The sequence below is a fragment of the Flavobacterium sp. GW823-FHT04A11 genome, from assembly GCF_058796535.1.
The window spans coordinates 2,655,753-2,678,095 of the sequence record NZ_CM179503.1; the positions used below are offsets into that span (position 1 = coordinate 2,655,753).

Here is a 22,343-nt window from a genome sequence, read left to right on the forward strand (position 1 = left end):
TATTTAAAAAGGCTTTAGCCGAAACTTATTTGGCTAAAGCCTTCTAATATTGACTTTATTTTTACTCCAGCTAAAGCAGGAGTCAATTCAATAACTGTTTAAAAACTTTGCGACTTCGCGGCTTTGCGCGATTATTTACTTCTTCACCATAATAAACTTCTCTGTCGTTTTCTTACCTCTTAAATCTCCGGAAATTTCAGCCGTTAAAGTATTATTTGCTCCTTTTGTATAAGTAATTTTTTGAGGATAATCGTGTGATGGATTTTCAAAAACCAGTTTGTTTTCCGTTTCTGTGGTTGAACCAAAATCAATTGCTTTGTCATTGTTTTGACCGTTAACCGTTGCGCTATACATTAGCATTTCACCTTTTTGTGCTAAAGTTATTTTCTCAGAATGCAAAGTGTCATCCAATTTTATAAAATAAGATGTTGCACTAAAAGTACTGTCGTTTACTTTTTTCCAGCTTTCGGTAAGAATGCCGTCTTGAGATTTATTTTCCCAGGTTCCGATAAGCCAGTCAGCGATTTTGATTTTATCTTTTTCGGCAGTTTCTTTTTTCTGACAGGAAACTACAGCTAATAAAAGCACAATGAAGGTTGTTTTTTGAAACATATTGGTTCGTTTTTTTGGTTAGATTCAACAGCTAATTTAAGAAAAAAAAGGTTGCCACGAATTGCACTAATTTTCACGAATTAATTTTTAAAATTCCTGATTTGAAATTTGCCACAGATTAAAGGATAAAAATGATTTTATTTCACGCAGATTTAAAAAGATTTAAGCAGATGCTCGCAGATTTATAATTTTAAATCAAAATTAATCTGCTCAAATCTGCAGAATTTGCGTGAAAAAAAAATTTGACCCAAGCAATAGCGAACAAACGAAGTAAATTTGTGGTAAAAAAAAATCATTTTAATCCTTTAATCTGTGGCAAAAAAAAATTAAATGCTTTCGTTTAATATAGCATAAACCAATTCTTTAGTAGGTTTTTGATCTTTTAATTTGGCCCTTACCTCATCAAAGGAAACCTTAAAATCACAGCCCAGTTTATAATCACCACATCCATAAGCCGTTTTGCCTTTCATGATTGTTCCTTTTTTACATTTCGGACATTTTAATGAATCTGAATTTGCTTCTGATTTTGCTTTCGGTGCTGTTTTCTTTGGTTCTAATTTTAGCTTGTAATTTTCTTCAAAGCGAATTAAACCTTCTACGGTTTCGCCATTATTTTTAAAACCTTTTATATTTACGGTCGATCCTTTTTGAACCAATCTTAAATATTGACTTTCTGATATTTTTTTATCTGCGAAAGTATATGGCAAAACAAAATCGCAGCCGGATTTGTAATTGCCACATCCATAAGCAGATTTTCCTTTTATAAGATTCGCTTTTTTACATTTCGGACAAACTTCAGCCAAAATCCCGGCAGCTTTCTTTTTCTCTGTTTTTACAACTTCTTTTTGAACACTTCCGGCATGCGAAATATTGGCATGCCTGGTTTCACTTCGAACTTCTGTTACCAAAGCTTCGACCATCCGTTTCATGTTTTTAATAAAGGCACCGGCAGTAAAAGTACCTTTTTCAATATCTTTCAGCTGCTTTTCCCAAGAACCCGTCAATTCAGCCGATTTTATTAATTCATTCTGAATGGTATCAATAAGCTGAATTCCTGTTGGGGTTGGTAAAACTTGTTTTTTATTTCGAACAATATACTGGCGTTTAAAAAGCGTTTCAATAATATTTGCACGTGTTGACGGACGACCGATTCCGTTTTCTTTCATCAATTCGCGTAAATCTTCGTCATCAACCTGCTTTCCTGCGGTTTCCATCGCACGTAATAAAGTAGCTTCTGTAAACTGATTGGGCGGTTTGGTTTCTTTTTCTAAAAACGAAGGTTCATGCGGACCTTTTTCGCCCACAACAAAACTCGGCAATAAATCGGCTTCTTTTTCTTTGGCATTTGGATCTTCAAAAACGACACGGAATCCCTTTTTTAAGATTTCTTTTCCGGTGGTTTTAAACATTACTTCGGCTGCTTTTCCAATTACTGTGGTATTTGCAACCAGACAATCATCATAAAAAACAGCAATAAAACGTCTTGTAATAATATCGTAAACCTGTTGTTGGTTGTATTGTAAATTGCTTTCTATTCCGGTTGGAATAATAGCGTGGTGATCCGTAACTTTTTTATCGTTGAAAACCTTCGGCGATTTCTTTATCTTTTTTCCTAAAAGCGGTTGAGTTAATTCGGCATAATGGGTTAATTTCTGCAGAATTCCCGGTACTTTGGGGTAAATATCGTTTGGTAAAAATGTGGTATCAACTCTGGGATAGGTAACTACTTTTTGTTCGTACAAAGTTTGCACAATTTTAAGCGTTTCATCTGCCGAAAACCCAAATTTTGTATTGCAATAAACCTGTAAACCCGTTAAATCAAATAGTTTTGGTGCATATTCGTTTCCGTTCTTTTTTTCGACAGAAACAATTTCGAATTCACTTTCTTTGACTTTATTGGCTAAAATTTCTCCATCTTCTTTTTTGAGAAAACGGCCTTCTTCATAACTAAAAAGTGTTTCTCTGTATAAAGTCTGTAATTCCCAGTAGGGTTGCGGTTTAAAATTTTCTATTTCTTTCCATCGATCTACCACCATTGCTAATGTTGGTGTTTGCACGCGTCCAATAGACAAAACTTGTTTGTAACCGCCATGTTTTACGGTATACAAACGCGTCGCATTCATACCCAATAACCAGTCGCCAATGGCTCTTGAAAATCCGGCGTAGAACAAGTTATCGTAATTTGTAGATGGTTTTAAGTTTTCAAAACCTTCTTTTATGGCTTCGGTTGTTAAAGACGAAATCCATAAGCGCTGCACCTCGCCTTTGTAATTGGCTTCGTTCATTACCCAACGCTGAATCAGTTCTCCTTCCTGTCCGGCATCCCCGCAGTTTATAACGACTTCGGCTTTGTCAAACAGACTTTTAACTATTTTAAACTGCTTTTGAATTCCTGAATTTTCGACGACTTTGGTCTCAAATTTTTCAGGAAGCATGGGCAGATTATTCAAATCCCAGCTTTTCCAGTGCGGTTTGTAATCGTTGGGTTCTTTTAAAGTACATAAATGCCCAAAAGTGTAGGTCACGGCATAACCGTTGCCTTCGTAATACCCATCGTGCTTGGTATTGGCGCCCAAAACGGATGCGATTTCTCGTGCTACACTTGGTTTCTCGGCAATACAGACCTTCATTTTCTCTTTCTAATTTAAGAGCGAAATTAAGGATTTATTATAAGAAAGTTGCTAAGGGACTGAGATACTAAGATGCTAAGTTTTTTGTATTGTGGTTAAAAGGCTGGATATGAAAGTTTTTTCTCAGCAACTTAGAATCTTAGTATCTCAGCATCTCAGTGACTAAAAAACTCCAACATCGTTTTCAAGGCATCTTTTGAGTGCATTTTTTCTCCATTTTCAATAGATTCCTGTGCGGCTTTTGAAGCTCTTTCGCGCATCTTGTTTTCATAGCTTGAAATAGCTTCCTGAAATGTTTTGTATTGATCAGAAGTTAAACATTCACTTAATTCCAAAGCATCGAGCATGGCCATATTGGCGCCTTCGCCGGCAAAAGGAGGCATTACGTGCGCCGCATCGCCAATCATGGTTAAATTGGGCAAAGCTTCCCAGGTTTGATCCAGAGGCATGCAATAAATCGGGCGTGGAATAAAAGGCGCTGAAACATTTTCGAATAATTCGTACCAAATGCTGCTCCATTCCGGATATTGTTTTTTAAACCAATTCAGGACTTGTGTTTTATCGCTATAATCCAGACCGTTTGTTGCTGCCCAGTTTTCATCGGTTTTAAAACTCGCGTAAAAACCAAGATCGCCGCCGCCTTTTTGTCCCAATAATATGTTTTTTGTGTCTCCAAAAGCCATTATTTTTCCGCCATCTATAAGTGAAGCAATATGAGGCGCATTTTTTGCCGATTCATAAATATTGCCTTCCAGCATTAATATTCCGGTATAAAAAGCTTTGATGTCGGTAATATAAGGTCGGATTTTTGAATTAGCGCCATCGGAAGCGATTACAATATCGGCGTAAGCAGATTTGCCGTCTTTGAAATGCAATAACCAGCCTTCGTTTTGTTTTTCCATTGAAACAAAATGACTGTTCCAAATCACGGTTTCGGGTTGTAAAGATTCCAGTAAGATTTTGCGTAAAGCACCGCGATCAATTTCAGGGCGAAAGTGTTCGTTACCAAAATCTTCATGAACATTTATTTCGTGATCGCTATAAAATACCTCAGCATTTTCGTTTAAGATTAAGGTTTTGTCTGCGCCGGGAAGGAAATTATTTCTGAATTCCTCAAATAAATCAGCTTTGTAAATCGCTGCCAATCCAGATCCGTCGTGCATATCAAGCGGAGAACCCTGTACGCGGGCATCTTTATTTAAATCTCTTTCGTATAGTTTTACGTTTACGTTTTGCAATTGCAAAAGTCTGGCTAAAGTAATTCCGCCCGGGCCGCCGCCAATTATGGCAACTTGTTTATTTTCTAGTAACATTCCTGTTTAGTTTAAATTAATTTTATTCCAACTGGCTTATTAGCCTTTGGTTGGGACAAAATTATTGCTGTTTCAGGACGGATAATAGTATAAATCGGTCATCTTTATTTTTTAATAATTCGCTGGGTACTACGCCGGAGAATTTTTTGATCTCTTTGATGAAATGATTTTGATCTGTAAAGTTCAATTCCGGAAAAAGTCTGCCTTTTGCAATATGCTCCAAAGAAGCTTTGAAACGTAAAATCTTGCAGAAAGCGTTTAACGAAAGTCCGAATTGTTTGTTGAAATAACGGTTAATTTCGCGGCTGCTCCAGGCGATTTTTTCTGAAAGTTCCTGTATTTTTATTTCACCGTTTGATTCATAAACGAGTTTAAAAAGCTGGCGTTTTCTTTCGTCAATTTTATCGGGTAAAAGTTCTTTTAGTTTTTGGGCTATTTTAGTATAAAAGTCTTCAAAATCTCTTAAATCGCCGTTGATAATATCCCAGAAATCTTGCGGTAAAACTTTGGCACTGTTTAAAATATCGGCAATAGAAGTCTGCAAAATATATTCGGCTCCCAAGGGTTTAAAACTAATTTTGAAAGCCCAGGTATTGGCCCGAATAACTTGTTGTTCAGGCACATTTTCCAAACCAATAAGTGCAATTTGAAAAGGCTCTGATTCAGTTTGCATAAAAAACAAATCAATTCTTCCGTCTGGCATTAATACTACTTCCATGTCTTTGTCTGACTTGTTATGAAACATGCCAATATTTTCTACAAAGTCAAGAAGTGACTCGTCTGGTTCTATAGCTTTGTAGTAGAAATCGTTGTTCATGCGAAGTATGGGGTTTTGCCACTAAGGCGCTAAGGCACTAAGTTTTTTGTTTTTTTGTTTTGCGAAAGTAGTGCTGTCAAGTCCTTGCGAGGAACGCAACAATCACACTAGCAATTACGATTGAAATTTTTCTTTTAATTTCACACTTTAAAAACATCAATTCTTTGCATCCAGAAAATTTCCGACGCAACAAACACAAGTCTTGTTTTAACTATTTTATCACTTTTATCTCTCGGATTCTTAGTTACAAATCTCGCCGCAGAATTATTAAAATCCAGCGTATATTTTTCATCAAAATCTTCTTGTTTATTGGTCGAAAAAGTAATCATATTATCTTTTGCACTCCATTTTCCTTTTCCGTATTTATTTATTTCCGATGGTCTTCCGCCCTGCATTTTCGAATAGGAGTGAAATACAAATGTTCCGTCCTGATTTAAAGTCAGTTTATATTCAATGATATGTTTTCCTTCTTCAGAAAGTGAGCGTGCATAATCACCAGCGAAATTATTTGATTGTGCAAATAATGTCAGATTGAAAATTAAAAGAAATGTGGTAATTAATATTTTCATAAATTTTAATTTTTATTATAAACTATAAATATAGAGGAATATCCTTAAATTTTCTTTCTAATTTTCTTTTGGTTGCATTGTTTAATTTGTTGTTTTTCAAATGAATATCTCCAAGCGATTTTATATTAAAAAAAGATTCAGGTATAGATTGCAGTTTGTTATCATCTATGTCAAATCCATGCAAATTGGTTAATTCTCCAAAATTCTCAGGAAGTATTTTGATCTGATTTTCACTAAGACCAAGATAGCTTAAATTTGATAAACCCACGAAACTTTCGGGTAAAGTAGAAATTTGGTTTTTATTAAAATACAGCCAGGTTAATTTTTTCAAATTACCAATTGCTGACGGTATTTTGGTTAATTTATTATAATGAATACTTAAATTTACTAGATTAGAGCAATTGCTTAACGATTCAGGCAAAGTGACTAAGCTGTTACTGCTTATATCTAATAAATATAAATTTTTGAGTTCTCCTATTGAATCAGGAAGTTTGGTAATCTTGTTGTTCGTAAATCTAAATACAACAAGGCTTTTTAAATTGCCAATCTCACTGGGAAGCTCAGCGATAAGATTCAGATCTAAATTTAAGTGGGTGAGCTTTTTAAGTTTTAGTAATGAATTAGGAATTGTGCTCACTTCGTTCATAGACAAATCCAGCTCTATTAAATTTTCCAGTTCAGAAATCCACTCAGGTATTTGTTTTATTTCGTTGTAGTTTAATCTAAGGCTTCTCAAATTATGAAAAGCTCTTATTTCTTCGGATATTTCAGTTAGGGATTGAGAGGAAAGGTCTAATATTATGACTTCATCAGGCACTTTAACAGCTTCGTTAAGGGATTTATAAACTTTAAATTCCGAAATATTTTTTGGAGAAACAGACATCGTTACAGCATTACTCCCAGCTGATCTAATACTATCATCTTCTAGAAATGGCAATTCCGAAAATTCATTAGTCAATTGTGGACTTTGGAATGTTATGCCCATATTTTTTCCTGAACTGCAGCTTAAAATGATTATGGAAGAAGAAAGACAGAATACAGTAGAGATAAAATTTTTCATTTACTTTTTTGTTTTTAAGCTTTTGGAAATTGATCGTATTCTATTTTGCCGGCTAAAATGCTTTAATAATGGAGAATTTACAAAACAAAATCCCCTTCTAATACCTTTACCGCTTCTCCTAAAATAAAAACTTTATCGCCTACAAGTTCTGTGCTCATTTTTCCTGTTCTTGATGAAGACTGATACGCGTTCAATTTTGTTTTGTTGAGTTTTTGTACCCAATATTTGGTCAGGAAAGTTTGAACACCGCCAGTTACAGGATCTTCATTTGTTCCTGACCAAGGCCAAAAATAACGGTAATGAAAATCGAAATCTTCATTATCAGAAACTGCAGTTACCAAAACTCCGTTTATTCCGGTATATGAATTTACCAAAGCCGTAAAATCAGGTTTAAGGTTTGCGAGTTCGACGGCACTTTGAATTTCAATTAAAATTATATTATTTTTCGAACTGTATCTTTTTTCTGCCATTTCAGAAATTCCAAGTGCGTCCAGCATTTCTTGCGGAACTTCTATTTCCTGGGTGTCGTAAACAGGAAATTGCATTTTGATTTTATTTCCCACTTTTTCAATAAGCAGCTCCACATTGTCACGGTTAATAAATTTTATATTTTCAAATGAAGTCGTATCGAAAACTATTTTTGACGAAGCCAATGTCGCATGTCCGCATAACGGAATTTCTGTCTTTGGCGAAAAAAACCGAATGCTGTAAATGTTGTCTGAGATTTGTTTTATAAAAGCAGTTTCAGAAAATCCAATTTCAGTTGCAATACTTTGCATCGTTTTGCTGTCTAGTTCTGTGTTGGGTAAACAAACCGCAGCCGGATTTCCTTTAAATTTTTCATTCGTAAACGAGTCTACAAAGTATGTTTTCATTTTTTAAATTTTATTTCTGATCGCGACAACAATTTCCAGATAATTCTCATATTGATCAGGGCTAATTAATAATTCTTTTCCATTTTCGAGAAATATTGTGCTTTCAAAATAACCTTTAGTTATTTGTCCCGCATCGCTATATGATCCTTGAATGCGTTCTGTTTTGATATTTAGCATAGAAGAAAAAGGAATAAATTCTTCTTTATGCGAAGCTAAGGTTGTTTTTTTTATGCCTGTTTTTAAAACAGTAATTTCATTAACAGAACTAAGTTTACGAATGTGAAAAAATATACTCAATGCTAAAAATAAAATTGATCCTAAAATTACTTTATAATTTTCAGTTCGAAAACTATTAAAAAAATTAGAAAGGCAAAAGAAATCAAATATGAAAAAAAGTATGTTTATTCTAATTAAATATAAGGTTCTAAATTTCGAATGTATTTTCATTTAATGCACAGGATATTTTTAGTACAACGAATATAAAATTAAAAATTCGAATGTAATTATTTTTTTTCAAGACATCAGTTGCATACAACCGATTGTATACAATCACTTAAAAGTAATTTATTACTTGTATTATTGTCTGAATAAAAAATCAGAAAATCATGGAAATAAAACATAAAGAAAAAGTCATCCAATTTTTAGAATCGATGAATAGAATTAACAAATTCAAAAAACTAAATTCAGAAAATAATAGTGACAATTCGTTTAGCGTAAAGTTGAGAGTATCTTGTTATAATGAACTTAATATGATGGTTTCAAGTCTTTTAAAAGCAAGTATTATTTTGCTAAATGACGATGCCCGAAGTCAGGCCACTTTCTCATTTAATGAAGCGGATAATAATGTAATGAATCTGCTTGAAATTGCGCTGCAGCTTTTACCGGAAGACGAAATGGAAATATTGGATGATTTGCATAGAATTCATTTGCAGGCTAATACTATATAGGCTTTTCTATATTGAAAGTTTTATTTTGTAAGAAAAAAGAGTATCTTGCAACAAGAATAAAATACAATGGTAACTTCAAATTTTTATTTAGTAAATAGCTGTTTAATGCGCCTGATGTGCACGTTATCCTATTTGCATGATGATACTTTCTTAAAAAACTCAAAAGAGTTTATTCATTCTGCCCTGTCACAACTCTAGACAGGGAACCTTTTATTTATATAGTCATTTATTTAATCTTCAATTTTAATTCGGGAATATGATATCATTGAATTTGCCCGGCTGCAAAATATTCAGTGAAGAGTGTATGTCATAATGGATGTAAAATGAAGCAAACAAGAAAGTTATGTCACAAAATATTATATTAACTACAGGAACATACGATTTAATCAAAGATCACGTAAGAAGAAAAAAAGTAACTCCGCAAGAAGAAGAGTTGTTATTAGGCCAGTTAAAAAAGGCAACTCAGGTATTGAGAAAAAATATGCCGGAAGATATTGTTTCGATAAACCGAAAAATAACGTACAAAGACCACATCAATAATGAGGAAAAAACAATACTTCTGGTCGGTCCTGAAAAAGCAAAAACAAGCAAAAACAAAATTTCGATTCTTTCTGATGAAGGTCTTGCCATGATTGGCTACAAAGTAGGAGATCTTATAGAATGGCCCGCTAAAAAAGGCAATCTGAAATTAGAAATTTTAAAAGTAGAAGAGGAGGTTTAATTATCTTTTTATGTTTTACAGTTCATAAAAACATCCCGGAAGAGTTTTTCTTTTTGGGATGTTTTTGGTTTTGTTAGGTTTACACTTTTGTATAAATTTATTTCAGGACAAGACAGCAAGTCTATTTGTCTTTACAAAGTTTAAGTCCTTCAGTTATAAATTGAACATAAGGAATTTTTAATCCTTCAAATTCAGGATCATCTAGCCAAATGTTTTCAATTTTGCTAACATTAGGATTATCCTTTGAAGCAGTTTTTGCAGAACCATTTAAAGCATAAATTTTACCGTCGCTTGCTTTGCAATAAATTTCTTTATAACCGTCACAATAGACTTCTATTTCATTAACTGAAAAAGGCCATTTTTTGCCAAATTCTTCTTTTGAATATTTCAACGTATTATCATTTGAACATGAACATATGAGCGTCAACAGAATAGCTAAGGCATAGATTTTTTTCATATAGATTAATTAATTGGTTTAATACGATAGTTCAAGCTAGCGCGAGCGTCCCGCTCGTGACTACAAAGGGCTTCGTGTTTTGTTATTGACATGGATTTATTTCATGAGCGGGATCCTCGCGCCAGTGGGATTTGTTCTGATGTAAATACTTTACGAACTTTTTTAAACTCTTCATAATCTACTTTTAATTCTGTAATTGTTGGAGTTGTATGTATTTCTTCTGGACTACTATGTCCATCAATTGAAACACAACACTTTTCGTAAATGTCATTTATCTTTCCTTTATTAGTGTCTATTTTATTTCCTTCAATTCTTAACAAAGACGGAAATGCCACACCTTTTTTATATCTCTTAACTGTTTTTTTTAGTAAATCATCTTCTACAGAAATTTCAATAGCAGAACGCAAATGACCATAACCTTCTGCAACCAACTTAGCTTCATCTAGATCTGGAGATGGTTTTGTATCGATAACTGCTTGAAGTTTTTTAATATAATAACTAAATGAATTTATTTCTTCAACTTCATCAAGTATTCCAGTTGTACCAAAATTGCTTTTCACCTTATGGAAAATAAATTCCACATTCGCTTGTTTATTCGTATCTAACTCTGATTGTTGAATTAAGCTGTGAAGCAACAATATACTATGAGTAAAAATGATTACTTGTCGTTGTTTAGAAAGTTCAATAAATCTCTTTCCTACTTCATCTATTATTCGATGATCTAAACTATTGACTGGGTCATCAAAAATAACAGGAGCTTTAATATTGTCTAGTTGCAATTCAGTAAGAAATTCAGCTAATGAAATAGCTTTTTGTTCTCCTTCGCTTAATATATCTGAAAGAGTGTAATTTGAATTGAGTCTATGCCAAATTTTAGATTTTCCTTTGTCAGTTCCAAAATTTAGTTCAATCTTTAAATCTGATTAAATAGTTTTAATTCCGCTTGAAATAAATCATTGAAATTTTGTTCCACTAATTGTTGCCTTGCATCTGTCGTTTTTCGACTTATTGCATTTGTTGAAAAACTATTTGATTTTGATTGAAGTGCTTTAACTATTTTTAGATTGGTGATTATTGCTTTAATTTCAGTCGTCTTAGTTGAAAGTAATTTACGATCGTTAAGTTCGGAAATTTTATTTTTTAGTTCTGTTTCTTTTGCAGCAAGATTTGTAAGCAACATTTTTTTTTGCTCAAGAACAGTATTGATAATAGTTTTTTTATCTGTTAAGAATTTAATGTATTTGCTGTAATCAAAGCTGAATACTGAACCTTCAACAATTTTATCTGCTGTAAAAATTGATTTTAAAATTTCTAAAGATTTATTGAATTCTAAAATTTCTATAGGTTGAATTGCTTTTTGCTTTTCATCCAGCCCGAATGTAGGGTAATGAAAAAATAAATTTGTCTCAATTTTTGAGACTTGATTTATAAGATCTGTTTTCTGCTGAGTTAACGCTGATAAATTTTCTTGTGTTTTATCATTAAGAAGTGCTCTGTAACTTGACAATAAAATTTTAGCATCTTTTTCAAGTGGTTGTAAACAATATATACAACTTTCATCTACATTCGGATATTCTGGCTTATTAATGACTTTTATATAATCTTCTGCTGCCTTTATAAAATGCTGAAATTGAGATGTTTGGTAGAATTCAATTCCGTTACTCTCTGCTATTTCTTTAATTCCTGTTTTAGTTTGACTTTCTAATTTTTTTATTTCCTTATTTAAGTCAAGAAGTTTTTGCCAATTTAGTGAAGTGAAATTTATTTCCGAATTTTCGATTTTGTTTGTTATTAAAACAAGTTCCGTGAATGAACTACTAAGATTTTGAATTTCTGTTTCAAGTAAAGTTTTATTTAATTTTGATAATTCTGTTTGCTTATCTATTAATTCTTGCTCTTGAGCAGGAGTCATATTTGAAAGTTCCGTTAATTTTTGCTCTGTTGAAGATACAGAAAGACTTGAAACGAAAATTTGTTGTGGGGTTCCTAAATTTAAACTGTCGATCCAAGTAATTGCAGTTGGATATAGAGAAATTTTAGTATTTAGTAATTGCGTAAGTTCGTTTAATTCTGATGATACAATATTAAAAAGATGAAAGCCGATTGGTGAAACGATTAATTGCCTGTCAGAAAGCGAAATTTGAACACAACTATTATTAAAAACTGAAATATTTTGAAGTTCAGCATCTTTGTTTTCTCCTGTCCAATTAAATACTTGAGTTACTCCATTTGATTTGAAATTTATAGTGGCCGTTTTTGCTTCAACTCCACCATAAATATTTGAATGAACTGTATTGCTTGGGTCATAACTAAATCCTAAATTTTTAAGTATTCTGCCATAGCCCGTTTTACCAGTTCCATTTTCACCATAAATGACAGTTATGTTTTTACTAAACTTTAATATTTGATTTTTTGCAAGTTTATTTACTCCTGATATATTTGATAATGTTTCTAATTCTATTACTTTATCAGTTGGAATATAGGTTGGTTTAGTTGTTGTGAGTTGAGGAAGTCCTGTGTGTAAATTTATTGATTGCAAAAAGTAATTGAAAATATGGTTTCTATCGGCTGGTAATAAATTACTTTCTGTGCTTACAATTTTATCTATCAGAAGTTTGCTCCATCCGCCATTAATTTCAGCCCATTCCCAAAGGAAGTCTACAATTTCTTTTTTGTTTGTTGTTGTGGAAGCCATATTTTTATTTGTTAGTTGTAGTTAGTATAGTCTTTATAATGAGAGACATCTTAAACAATGTATTATTAAATCATTTATAATCTCACCTCAAATAAGTAGATATTTACGAACTTAATGCTTATTATTTTTAAATGTATTTTTTTAAAATTCAACTATTTTATGAAAACCTTAAGCTCAATAGCGTAGATTGCAATAATTGAGTTTTATAAAAACAAACATCGTCTTTAATTTAAATTAATCACTAAGTATAAACACCTGATTTTTTGCTAAAGTAAATCTCTTTAATTCATTGATTTTACGGAAAACCATAAATGGAGAATAAAATTAATTTATAACAATTTTGTTATATAACAAAATTGTTATAAATTTGCTTGATCTAAAAATATTTAAATACCACAAAAAATGAAATACAGATATATGTGGTAATTTAAATTAAAGCAGATGGCTTCAGTAAATGAGTTGTTGAAACTTCTCAAAAAAGATGGTTGGTTTCTTTATAGAAATGGAGCAAACCATGATTTATATCGACACCCAACAAAACAGAATCAACTTACGATCCCGAGGCATGGGAGTAAAGAAATAGCAAATGGCACTTTAAATAGTATTTTAAAAGCAGCAGGAGTTAAATAAATGCTACAGCTTTTAAATTTAAAATTCAGACTAATATGAATACAAAAAAAAGGGTAATTTCGGTTATTATAGAAAAGACTGCTACAGGTTTTTCGGCTTATGCAAAAGAAATTGATGGATTAGCTACGGTAGGAAGCAATATATCTGAAATAAAAGCAAATTTTAATGAAGTCCTTCAATATCATGTAGAATTTCTGCAGGAACAAGGAGAAAAGGTTAAAATTGCTGATTTTGATATTAATTATCAAATAGATTTGGAGCAGGTTTTTGATTATTTTAGTGTAATTAATAAGTCGGCTTTTGCTGAACATTATGCAGAAATGAATCAAAGTTTATTTCGCCAATATACTAAAGGCTTAGCCACTTTATCAAGCGACAAAATGTTGCAGATTTCTAAAGGGTTACACAAATTAGCAGATGAATTAAGTGATCTGACTTTGGTTTAAATCACTAATTGTAATACGTGGAAGACGAGTTTCTCTTTTGAAACCAAAATCCCTAGCCCTGATAGAAGTGGAAATCCTTTTGTGAAGCTTTAGCGGAACAAAAGATTGCAACGGATAGCAGGAAACAGCTCCAAAAAACAACCAAAATTTCTATTAAATAAACCCTTAAAAAACTCAAAAAGTTAATGATAGAATTTTCAACAAAAATTTCGTAAATTTGCACTCCAATAAAAGGAATTAGAAAATGTTAGATAGACTTCAAATAGTAAAACAGCGTTTTGACGAGATTTCAGATTTGATTATCCAGCCGGATGTTATTTCTGATCAGAAACGTTATGTGCAATTGAATCAAGAGTACAAAAACCTGAAAGCATTGGCTGAAAAGCGCGATGAATATGTGCTTTTGATGGCTAATATAGATGAGGCAAACGAAATTATTGCGGATGGAAGTGATGCAGATATGGTTGAAATGGCCAAAATGCAATTAGACGAAGCAAAAGAAAGATTGCCGGAACTTGAGGAAGAAATCAAATTTATGTTGATCCCTAAAGATCCTGAAGATGCGAAAAACGTAATGGTCGAGATTCGTGCCGGAACGGGTGGGGATGAAGCAAGTATTTTTGCAGGAGATTTATTCAGAATGTATACGAAATATTGTGAAAATCAAGGTTGGAGAACTTCGGTTGTAGATATGAACGAAGGAACTTCAGGTGGTTTCAAAGAGGTAATTTTTGAAGTTTCGGGAGAAGATGTTTACGGAACTTTGAAGTTTGAAGCCGGTGTACACCGTGTTCAGCGTGTTCCTCAGACAGAAACTCAAGGTCGTGTGCATACATCTGCAGCTACGGTAATGGTTTTACCGGAAGCGGAAGAGTTTGATGTACAAATTGATATGAACGATGTTCGTGTGGATTTCTTCTGTTCATCTGGACCTGGAGGACAATCGGTTAATACAACGAAATCTGCGGTACGTTTAACGCACATTCCAACCGGATTGGTGGCGCAATGTCAGGATCAGAAATCACAGCATAAAAATAAAGATAAAGCTTTGAACGTTTTACGTTCTCGTTTATACGAACAGGAATTGGCTAAGAAAGAAGCTGAAGATGCTACAAAACGTACTTCTCAGGTTAGTTCTGGTGACCGTTCGGCTAAGATTCGTACGTACAACTACGCTCAGGGTCGTGTAACAGATCACAGAGTTGGTTTAACGCTTTACGATTTAGGAAACATCATGAATGGTGATATCCAAAAAATTGTTGCCGAATTACAATTGGTAAACAATATGGAGAAATTGAAGGAAGCTTCGGAAGTGTTCTAAGATGCTAAGGTTCTAAGGTTCTGAGTTGCTAAGTTTTTAGTTCCAAAGTACAAAGGATTTAATATAAAAAACAGGCTGTTTTACGATAAGTACAACAGCCTTTTTTTTTTAGATAAAGATCAAACTTAGAATCTTAGTATCTTAGCCACTTAGAACCTTAAAAGAAAAAGAGACTGTCTCATAATAGAAACAGTCTCTTTTTGTGGTTCAGAATTAAGTTTTAAACCTGCAAAGAAATAATCTAGCATCTTTGTAACTTAGTCTCTTTGAACCTAAAATATAGTGTAGGATATTAACTGATTAACCGTTTGTTTATAAAACGTATAATGCAAGTTAGATACCTAAAAATACTCTCGTAAATTCAAAACATTTATATAGATTCGAGTAAACGTATACACCATTTTTCAATACTATTTCGCTTAGCTTTTCCATAATACTTATTTTTTAGTTTAAACAATTACTCTCTAGATGGTTCGTATGGTGATGATTCTTCTTCCGTTTCGTCGTCATGAGAAGATTCATGTGGTTTTGAAACCAGATTGGTTATTAGCAGTTGTACTACAGATCCAAAGATGTTTTTAAACGCCGAATCTGATTTTCCTACTACTAATCTCTTTGCGATATAACCAATTCCTATGCTGATCGCAGATTGTGCCAAATTGCTTTTAATTCCTACTGTTTCATTAATTTCTTCCACCGTATTTCTAATAAGATTTAGCGGTTTTAGATTGTGTTTAATTTCTGCAACTTCATCTTTTATTGCAATCCAGTCCTGTTTTTGTTGCGCCTTTGTTTCAAGAATCATTTGTTCTAATCTGTCAACAGTAAAAATGTTTTCTTTGATGGTTCCCATAACAGTTTAATTTAATGCTTGGTCAGTTTCGTTTGAATCAGTTTTAGTTTCTTTTAAAATGCTGGAAATAATCATATTTCCGATAGGTGTTTTTATTAGCGAATGTTGAAATTTGTGTAATACAACAGCAACAATCAGGTAAAATAACGCCAGTATAAAAAAGCCGTAAGAATACTCTCCAAGCTGTTTTCCAATCCATAAACTTATTCCAATATTAAGAAACAAGGTAAAAAATGCAACAACAGCGCCAACGGCTATTTTAGATGTTAATGTTGAAAGAACATCTGCCGATGCAGATACCGTTTTAAGTTTGACTAATTCAATACTTGTTCTGGTATAATTTTCAGCTTTTTCAAAAATGTTTTCGTCGTCTCTTGTTGTTGCATTTGTTTCCATGATAAAGGTATTTTATGTTTAAAAAAAATCACTTCTTAGTAGTTCGTTTTTACAGCTTTTACTTCATCTTTAGCATTGTTGAAGTCTTCTTTTACAGAATTGAATTTTGCTTTTCCTTCATCGATAATATCTTTACCGCTTGAAGTAATTGTGCTTACGATTCCGTCAAATTTTGTTTTCAAGTTATCTCCGTAATCTTTAGATTTATCAGTGATTTTTTTTCTTGTGTTTGAACCTTTATCCGGTGCGAATAAAACTCCTAAAAATGCTCCCGCCGCTGCGGCTCCTAAAATTCCTAAAATTGTGCTACTAGTTTTCATAATATTTGATTTAATTGATTAATGTATTTATTTAATTATTTGTGTTTTTTAAATTTCTCGACCTTTAATAAGTCTGAATAGAATTGCGATAACAGCAATTACTAATAAAATGTGGATAATGCTTCCGGCGCTGTATACAAAGAACCCAAGGGCCCAAAGGATAACCAGAATTACTGCGATTGTGTATAATAAATTTGACATGGTCTTGTTTTATTTATGGTTAATAATTGATTAATTTTTATTTTTTAATTTAGTTTGTATGATAAGTAAACAGAGAAGTTACTGTTTTTTGCATCCGGAGCTCTAAAAGTTTCTCCTGCAATAGTTCTTTCTTTACCAATAGTTGTAAGACCGTAGTTGTAACGAACACCAACGCTTATCGGGCTAAAGTCAACTCCAACACCTGCTACAATACCTGCGTCGAATTTGTTTAAGTCATCTGTATCGATTTCCTCATTAAAATCAACTGTTCCTTCTCCCGTAACTTTAGAACTTACAAGGTAAGATGCATATCCACCGGCTTGAAGATTAAAGTTTTTAGTGATGTTTACTCTAACTAACAAAGGAACTTCTATATAATTTAATTTGAATTTTGCTTTTTGACTACCGAAAGCGTCGTTATATTCTAACTCTGAACCTCTTGTAGTGAACAAAATCTCTGGCTGAATAGCTACAAAATCAGAAACTGGTAATGTAGCGTATACACCTGCATTAAAACCATATAGCATATTTTCATCAGATACTTCATCATCGTCTGATAAAAAGTTAGACATGTTGAATCCCCCTTTTACACCAAACTCGGTTGTAACATTTTCGTCCTGAGCGTGTAACATTCCAAAAGAAGCTGTCATAAAAAGGACCAAGGCGCATAATAAATTTGATTGCATTTTCATAATTTGTGATAATTTAGGTTAATAATTGCTCTACAGGCATTTAATTTATTTGTTGTTTAATTTGTTCAGCTTCTCTTAAAAACTGATACAGTTCTGGCAAATAATGCAATACTAATTTCAAAATCACTTCGTCATTCGTTTTCTTAGAAACCGATTCTAATGCTTGAGTTTGTTCTTTTAATGATTCCAACAACGAATCCATAAAAGCTTTATCAAAACTGAGTGCACTAGCGTCAATTAATTTGTATAATTCCAGTTTATTGGAGTTATTTATTTCTGTAACAATCACCAGCCTTTTGTTGGCTATTTTTGCTACATCCTGTAACAAATTACTTTGGTGATCTTCTATTTTCCTGCTTAATTGCTTAATAATACTTTTTGAAGCTTTTTGCTGAGCAATCTGACTTTTTGAAATAATGACCTTACTTAAATTTGCCGTCGCAATAAAAAAGTAAGCTTCCATTTGTTCTTTGTCATTCGTGTTAAAAGTTTCATTTTTTAAGGTATTTTCTATCGGATTATTTTTCTTGCACGACGTGGTGCAAATCATAAGAAATAAAAAAAATAAACTTAAAAATGTTGCTCTCAACATGGGCATTGCTTTCATTAATTACTTGTTAAAGTATTACATTACAAAGATGCTAACGAATGAAGCGTTTTGCTTTACAGCATAAAAAAGAAACGTTATATAATTCCCATAATGGATTTATATAACGTTTTATGTGTAGTTTTTTGGAGGTGTTATTCGGGTAGAAACACAGTAAACACGGAGCCTTGGCCCAATATGCTGTCTGCTGTAATATGACCTTTGTGGTTCTCGACAATTTTTTTACAAATGGCTAAACCAATTCCGGTTCCGGGATAATCTGTCTTAGAATGTAAGCGCTGAAATAAAATAAATATGGTTTCCTTAAACTGAGAATCAAATCCCATTCCGTTATCTGAAAAACTTATTTTGTAGAATTTCTTAATATTCTGTTCTAATAAATCAGGATAATCTTTAGATAAAACCTTTTCACTTTCGATGGTAATTTCAGGAGCAAGATCCGGCTGGCTGTATTTTAAAGAATTTCCGATTAAGTTGATAAAAAGCTGTTCGATTTGATACGGAATAACTTCGAGCTTTGGTAATTTAGAAATCTTTATTACCGCTTTTTTCTCCTCAATAATTTCAGTGAGTTCAGATTTTGCATTTTCGAACAATTCATTCAAATCTGATTTTAAGAATTCTTTTTTGGTTGTATTTGTTCTTGAAAATAAAAGTAGATCGTCTATTAAAACACGCATTCTTTTTGCCGAGACTTCAATCTTTGTAATATAGTCTTTTGCACTATCTGATAAAACAGCTTTGTCTGCATCAGAAACCCTTGATATAAAGGTTTGAATTTTTCGAAGCGGTTCCTGTAAATCATGACTGGCAACATGATTGAAGGAAGCCAGTTCCTGATTGCTTTTTTCCAGTTCTCTGTTTCTTTCCTGAAGTTCGATGTTTAATAAGTGCTCATCTGTAATATCAAAATTGATTCCGAGTAAAATTTTGCTTCCTTGCTGATCCGTCAATAATTTTCCTGTGGATTTGAAATATCTGATTTCGTTATCCGAAAGAACAATTTTGTAATAAATAAATGGAGATTGTCTGTTATTGACAATGCCTTCCATAGATTTTGAAACAGCTTCTTTATCATCAGGATGTACAAAACTTAAAATGGTGTTTTTTTCGGGAACAAAAGCATTAGGTTTAAAACCCAATAAACGATATTGATTGTCTGAGTAATCAATTTTATCAGAATCAAGATCCCATTGCCAGGTACTAAATTTACCAATCACTTCAGATTCGGCCATTAATCTTGACGAAATTAAAAGTCTCTTATTGAAAACTTTCAGTCGTTTAATGTCTTTACTGATTTGTCTATACGCTAATATGATAAAAGTTAAAGCGGCTAAAAACAATGAAATAGAGAAAACAGGACTTAAAGAAATTTCCTGATCGTATTTTTTTACTCTGTTTTGGAGGTATTTTCTTTCGATATCATTCATTTCATCTACCTGAAAACGAATATTATCCATTAAAATTCGTCCCCCAAACATATGATTGTCGAGTTTTCTCTTATCATATGTTTTGGGATTACTGTATTTGAAACAGTTTTCGAATGAGGTAAAGCGCTGTGTAATGAGCTTAAACAGCTTTTGAAGATTTTGTTGTTGCCTTGGATTATCAGCGGTAAGTTTTTTTAATGTAATAAATGATGTATTTACCTTGTCGCGGGAATAAATATAAGGAGTTAAAAAACGGCTGTTGCGTGTTATGATGTAACCGCGCTGTCCGGTTTCGGCATCCTTTATCGCCGACATTAATCGCTCTAATTGAATGTTTATTTCATACGTATGCATTACCAACTTACTGGATTCGTTTAAATCCTGGTTGTGTTTGTAAGCAATTGAAGAAAGAAATAACAGAATGAAAACTGCGATTACAAAAATAACTCTCAATGAGTTTGAAGAATTAAACTTGGGCATCCATTTCATTTAAGCATTACTATTTTAGGCGCAACAGGAAATTATCTCGGTTTAAACCAGACGTGTGATAGTGCCAATTTAACGTCACGACTTCATTAATAATTTTCTTTAATGTATTAAAATCACTTGGTTTCTTAATATAAATATTGGCACCTTCAATAAAAGTGTCTTCAATATCCTCTTCAGAAGATGAAGTTGAATAAATCGCAATTATTATATTTTTAAGATGTTCTGTTTTTTTAATTTCGATCAAACATTCTTTTCCTGTTTTTTTAGGCATGTTCAAATCCAGAAATAAAATATCAGGCAATTTTACATCTGGTTGCATTAAATGTTCCATTAATTGAAGACCATCATGAACAAACGTTACTTTTGTTTGAACTCTTACTTCTTCAAAAGCATCTTTAAAAAAAAGTCGATCATCTTCATCGTCATCAGCGAGTAAAATGTGTAATGCGTTTTTTTGCATCGAATTATTGGGTTTTTGGTTTTTATATTTTATTTTAAATTCTCTCTTCTTTTTTTAATAATTCTTTGAAAAGCCGAAGGAGTAATACCGGTAGTGTTTTTAAACTGGGTACTTAAATGAGCAACACTCGAATAATTAAGTAAAAAAGCAATTTCGGTTAAACTCATTTCATTGACTAGCATCAATTGTTTGGCTCTTTCTATTTTTTGCAAAATGATGAAATTTTCAATAGAAGAATACGTTACTTCCGAAAAAACATTCGATAAATAACCATAACTATGATTTAATTTCTCTGCTAAAAATACAGAACTCTTAAAATTATTATTGTCATCCATGTAAACAAGTTCAATAATCGCATCTTTAATTTTTTGAACTAAAACGCTTTTTTGGTTTTCAACGACTTCAAAACCAAATGGGCCTAAATTATTTTTTAAAGTTTCAAGCGCTTCAACACTCAGATTTTCATCTAGTTCAATTTCGCCAAAACCTAATGTGGTAAAATTCATGTTTTGTTCTTCTAATTTTTGTTTTAAAAAAAGAGAACAAATTGTGTTGATGTCAAACTTTATAAATAGTTTCATAGGATTTAAATAGGGTTAAAGATAATTAATTTTTTTGTTGTTTCAGTCAGGTTTGTGTATTTAATGAAATTTATTAGTCAAAAGTCGACGTTTGCCTAATCAAAAAAATACCGTCTAAGTATATTAAATTAGACGGTATTTTGATTGGGTCAAAAAGGATTTACAAATCCGATAACATTTGATGAAATTCTTCTTTAGTTTTACCTAATTTTTGCTGAAGCTTTCCGTACATTTCGTCTTCTTTACCTTCAGCATACATCAAATCGTCATCTGTAAGATCAGCGTATTTTTGTTTTAATTTCCCTTTTAACTCATTCCAATTTCCTTTTATCTCTGTAGTATTCATGACTTTTTTATTTAGTAATTTATAGTTTTGTAAAGTTGCAAATTTATCCTTCGTTGGGTGTTATATCCATTTTTTGGATTGTTGCATAATTCACAGTTTTGCCTCTTAAACTTGATAACGTCGTAAAATCCAGGCCATTTTTTCATGTTGCTGCAATAAACCGGTAATAAAATCAGCAGATCCTATATCGTGGTTGTCATTTTCAAAAACCGGAATATAGTCTCTGAATTCCGTTACAAGCTGTTCGTGGTTTTCTAAAAGTTCTTCCAGCATGTTTTTTTGAGATGCATATTCTTTTGGAGATTCTTTTAAGGTAGAATTTTCGATAAATTCCTTCATCGTTCCAATTGTTTTTTCGCCTAATTGGCTAATGCGTTCTGCAACTTCATCAATATTGCTTTCTAAAATGCGATATTGATCCTCAAACAATTTATGCAATTCCATGAAACTATTTCCTGAAATATTCCAGTGAAATTTTCTTGTTTTTACATATAAGGTCATTTCGTTAGATAAAATCGTGGCTAATATACTTGCGCTTTTCTTTAAATTTTTTGGTGTAATTCCAATATTTGGGCTCATAATTCCTTTGTTTTAAGGTTTTAACAAAAATAAATTATACAGCACTTTTTTTATTTACATAATTTACCGAAGATGTTACATCAATTCAATGTTTGATAACTTATTAAATTATTAATTATTGTAAGTTTTGCCGGCAAGCTAAATTTTAAAACCAGATTTTAATGAAAAGAAATGACTCATTTTATTTCTTTTTACCTCAACATTAAATATTTCTGCTCAATCTTATTTAAATTATTTTCAGGATAATTATGCCGGGATCCAAAGTGTACTTCTGCAATATGTAACCTAAACTGAAT

At 32.3% G+C, this 22,343-nt stretch carries 27 protein-coding genes; 5 read left to right on the forward strand and 22 right to left on the reverse strand.

Annotated elements, in window-relative coordinates; genetic code table 11:
- Window positions 1-135: 135 nt before the first annotated feature.
- From AC3QL1_RS11325 to AC3QL1_RS11360, 8 genes are all read right to left on the reverse strand, one after another.
- Entirely contained in the window at window positions 136-612 is a 477-nt protein-coding gene (locus tag AC3QL1_RS11325; RefSeq protein WP_492491410.1) for a DUF6265 family protein, read from the reverse strand.
- A 326-nt stretch (window positions 613-938) separates the two neighbouring features.
- On the reverse strand, window positions 939-3,242 hold the full coding sequence (locus AC3QL1_RS11330; RefSeq protein ID WP_492491412.1) for a type IA DNA topoisomerase: 2,304 nt from the start codon (window positions 3,240-3,242) through the stop codon (window positions 939-941).
- Between the two features lie 155 nt (window positions 3,243-3,397).
- Window positions 3,398-4,555, reverse strand: coding sequence for an FAD-dependent oxidoreductase (locus AC3QL1_RS11335; protein ID WP_492491414.1), 1,158 nt, complete (start codon window positions 4,553-4,555; stop codon window positions 3,398-3,400).
- 61 nt (window positions 4,556-4,616) lie between these two features.
- Entirely contained in the window at window positions 4,617-5,372 is a 756-nt protein-coding gene (locus AC3QL1_RS11340) for a helix-turn-helix domain-containing protein (RefSeq protein WP_492491416.1), read from the reverse strand.
- Window positions 5,373-5,512: 140 nt separating this feature from the next.
- Complete coding sequence (locus tag AC3QL1_RS11345) at window positions 5,513-5,941, reverse strand: copper resistance protein NlpE N-terminal domain-containing protein (RefSeq protein ID WP_492491418.1); 429 nt, start codon at window positions 5,939-5,941, stop codon at window positions 5,513-5,515.
- Between the two features lie 22 nt (window positions 5,942-5,963).
- Window positions 5,964-7,001, reverse strand: a complete 1,038-nt coding sequence (locus AC3QL1_RS11350; RefSeq protein WP_492491420.1) for a leucine-rich repeat domain-containing protein — start codon at window positions 6,999-7,001, stop codon at window positions 5,964-5,966.
- Between the two features lie 77 nt (window positions 7,002-7,078).
- Window positions 7,079-7,876 (reverse strand): PhzF family phenazine biosynthesis protein, encoded by a 798-nt coding sequence (locus AC3QL1_RS11355; RefSeq protein ID WP_492491422.1) that lies wholly within the window; start codon window positions 7,874-7,876, stop codon window positions 7,079-7,081.
- Between the two features lie 3 nt (window positions 7,877-7,879).
- Entirely contained in the window at window positions 7,880-8,173 is a 294-nt protein-coding gene (locus tag AC3QL1_RS11360) for a hypothetical protein (protein ID WP_492491423.1), read from the reverse strand.
- A gap of 308 nt (window positions 8,174-8,481) precedes the next feature.
- Here AC3QL1_RS11360 and AC3QL1_RS11365 point away from each other — a divergent pair, with 308 nt between their 5' ends.
- A complete protein-coding gene (locus AC3QL1_RS11365; protein ID WP_492491425.1) occupies window positions 8,482-8,823 on the forward strand; it encodes a hypothetical protein in 342 nt (113 codons plus the stop codon).
- Window positions 8,824-9,166: 343 nt separating this feature from the next.
- Window positions 9,167-9,544 (forward strand): GreA/GreB family elongation factor, encoded by a 378-nt coding sequence (locus AC3QL1_RS11370; RefSeq protein ID WP_492491427.1) that lies wholly within the window; start codon window positions 9,167-9,169, stop codon window positions 9,542-9,544.
- A 121-nt stretch (window positions 9,545-9,665) separates the two neighbouring features.
- On the opposite strand, the gene AC3QL1_RS11375 is transcribed toward AC3QL1_RS11370, so the two are convergent.
- The 3 genes from AC3QL1_RS11375 to AC3QL1_RS11385 form a co-directional block, all read right to left on the reverse strand.
- Window positions 9,666-10,001: a DUF2511 domain-containing protein gene (locus AC3QL1_RS11375; protein WP_492491428.1), complete on the reverse strand. Its 336-nt coding sequence runs from the start codon at window positions 9,999-10,001 to the stop codon at window positions 9,666-9,668.
- A gap of 101 nt (window positions 10,002-10,102) precedes the next feature.
- A complete protein-coding gene (locus tag AC3QL1_RS11380) occupies window positions 10,103-10,912 on the reverse strand; it encodes an AAA family ATPase (protein WP_492497569.1) in 810 nt (269 codons plus the stop codon).
- Between the two features lie 2 nt (window positions 10,913-10,914).
- Window positions 10,915-12,696: an AAA family ATPase gene (locus tag AC3QL1_RS11385; RefSeq protein WP_492491429.1), complete on the reverse strand. Its 1,782-nt coding sequence runs from the start codon at window positions 12,694-12,696 to the stop codon at window positions 10,915-10,917.
- A 441-nt stretch (window positions 12,697-13,137) separates the two neighbouring features.
- On the opposite strand from AC3QL1_RS11385, the gene AC3QL1_RS11390 reads away from it, so the two are divergent.
- The 3 genes from AC3QL1_RS11390 (at window position 13,138) to prfA (ending at window position 15,093) form a co-directional block, all read left to right on the forward strand.
- A complete protein-coding gene (locus tag AC3QL1_RS11390) occupies window positions 13,138-13,326 on the forward strand; it encodes a type II toxin-antitoxin system HicA family toxin (protein ID WP_492491430.1) in 189 nt (62 codons plus the stop codon).
- 35 nt (window positions 13,327-13,361) lie between these two features.
- Window positions 13,362-13,772 carry a hypothetical protein gene (locus AC3QL1_RS11395; protein ID WP_492491431.1) on the forward strand — a complete coding sequence of 137 codons (411 nt, stop codon included), beginning with the start codon at window positions 13,362-13,364 and terminating at the stop codon, window positions 13,770-13,772.
- A gap of 244 nt (window positions 13,773-14,016) precedes the next feature.
- Window positions 14,017-15,093 (forward strand): peptide chain release factor 1, encoded by a 1,077-nt coding sequence (gene prfA, locus AC3QL1_RS11400; protein ID WP_042566333.1) that lies wholly within the window; start codon window positions 14,017-14,019, stop codon window positions 15,091-15,093.
- A 457-nt stretch (window positions 15,094-15,550) separates the two neighbouring features.
- On the opposite strand, the gene AC3QL1_RS11405 is transcribed toward prfA, so the two are convergent.
- The 11 genes from AC3QL1_RS11405 to AC3QL1_RS11455 all read right to left on the reverse strand — a co-directional run bounded on the left by AC3QL1_RS11405 (window position 15,551) and on the right by AC3QL1_RS11455 (window position 22,047).
- On the reverse strand, window positions 15,551-15,946 hold the full coding sequence (locus AC3QL1_RS11405; RefSeq protein ID WP_492491433.1) for a hypothetical protein: 396 nt from the start codon (window positions 15,944-15,946) through the stop codon (window positions 15,551-15,553).
- 6 nt (window positions 15,947-15,952) lie between these two features.
- Window positions 15,953-16,342 (reverse strand): phage holin family protein, encoded by a 390-nt coding sequence (locus AC3QL1_RS11410; protein ID WP_492491434.1) that lies wholly within the window; start codon window positions 16,340-16,342, stop codon window positions 15,953-15,955.
- A gap of 35 nt (window positions 16,343-16,377) precedes the next feature.
- Window positions 16,378-16,662, reverse strand: coding sequence for a YtxH domain-containing protein (locus AC3QL1_RS11415; RefSeq protein ID WP_492491435.1), 285 nt, complete (start codon window positions 16,660-16,662; stop codon window positions 16,378-16,380).
- A 48-nt stretch (window positions 16,663-16,710) separates the two neighbouring features.
- On the reverse strand, window positions 16,711-16,863 hold the full coding sequence (locus AC3QL1_RS11420; RefSeq protein WP_117590293.1) for a lmo0937 family membrane protein: 153 nt from the start codon (window positions 16,861-16,863) through the stop codon (window positions 16,711-16,713).
- Window positions 16,864-16,907: 44 nt separating this feature from the next.
- Window positions 16,908-17,555, reverse strand: a complete 648-nt coding sequence (locus AC3QL1_RS11425) for a porin family protein (RefSeq protein WP_492491437.1) — start codon at window positions 17,553-17,555, stop codon at window positions 16,908-16,910.
- Between the two features lie 40 nt (window positions 17,556-17,595).
- The gene (locus tag AC3QL1_RS11430; protein ID WP_492491438.1) at window positions 17,596-18,018 is read right to left on the reverse strand and encodes a DUF4142 domain-containing protein; all 423 of its coding nucleotides are present in this window, start codon (window positions 18,016-18,018) and stop codon (window positions 17,596-17,598) included.
- A gap of 278 nt (window positions 18,019-18,296) precedes the next feature.
- Window positions 18,297-20,081, reverse strand: a complete 1,785-nt coding sequence (locus AC3QL1_RS11435) for a sensor histidine kinase (protein WP_492491439.1) — start codon at window positions 20,079-20,081, stop codon at window positions 18,297-18,299.
- A gap of 10 nt (window positions 20,082-20,091) precedes the next feature.
- Window positions 20,092-20,541 (reverse strand): response regulator, encoded by a 450-nt coding sequence (locus tag AC3QL1_RS11440; RefSeq protein WP_042566325.1) that lies wholly within the window; start codon window positions 20,539-20,541, stop codon window positions 20,092-20,094.
- 29 nt (window positions 20,542-20,570) lie between these two features.
- Window positions 20,571-21,122: a helix-turn-helix domain-containing protein gene (locus AC3QL1_RS11445; RefSeq protein ID WP_492491441.1), complete on the reverse strand. Its 552-nt coding sequence runs from the start codon at window positions 21,120-21,122 to the stop codon at window positions 20,571-20,573.
- A 160-nt stretch (window positions 21,123-21,282) separates the two neighbouring features.
- Complete coding sequence (locus AC3QL1_RS11450) at window positions 21,283-21,468, reverse strand: CsbD family protein (protein ID WP_042566323.1); 186 nt, start codon at window positions 21,466-21,468, stop codon at window positions 21,283-21,285.
- 105 nt (window positions 21,469-21,573) lie between these two features.
- Window positions 21,574-22,047 (reverse strand): Dps family protein, encoded by a 474-nt coding sequence (locus AC3QL1_RS11455; RefSeq protein ID WP_492491444.1) that lies wholly within the window; start codon window positions 22,045-22,047, stop codon window positions 21,574-21,576.
- Window positions 22,048-22,343 lie beyond the last annotated feature (296 nt).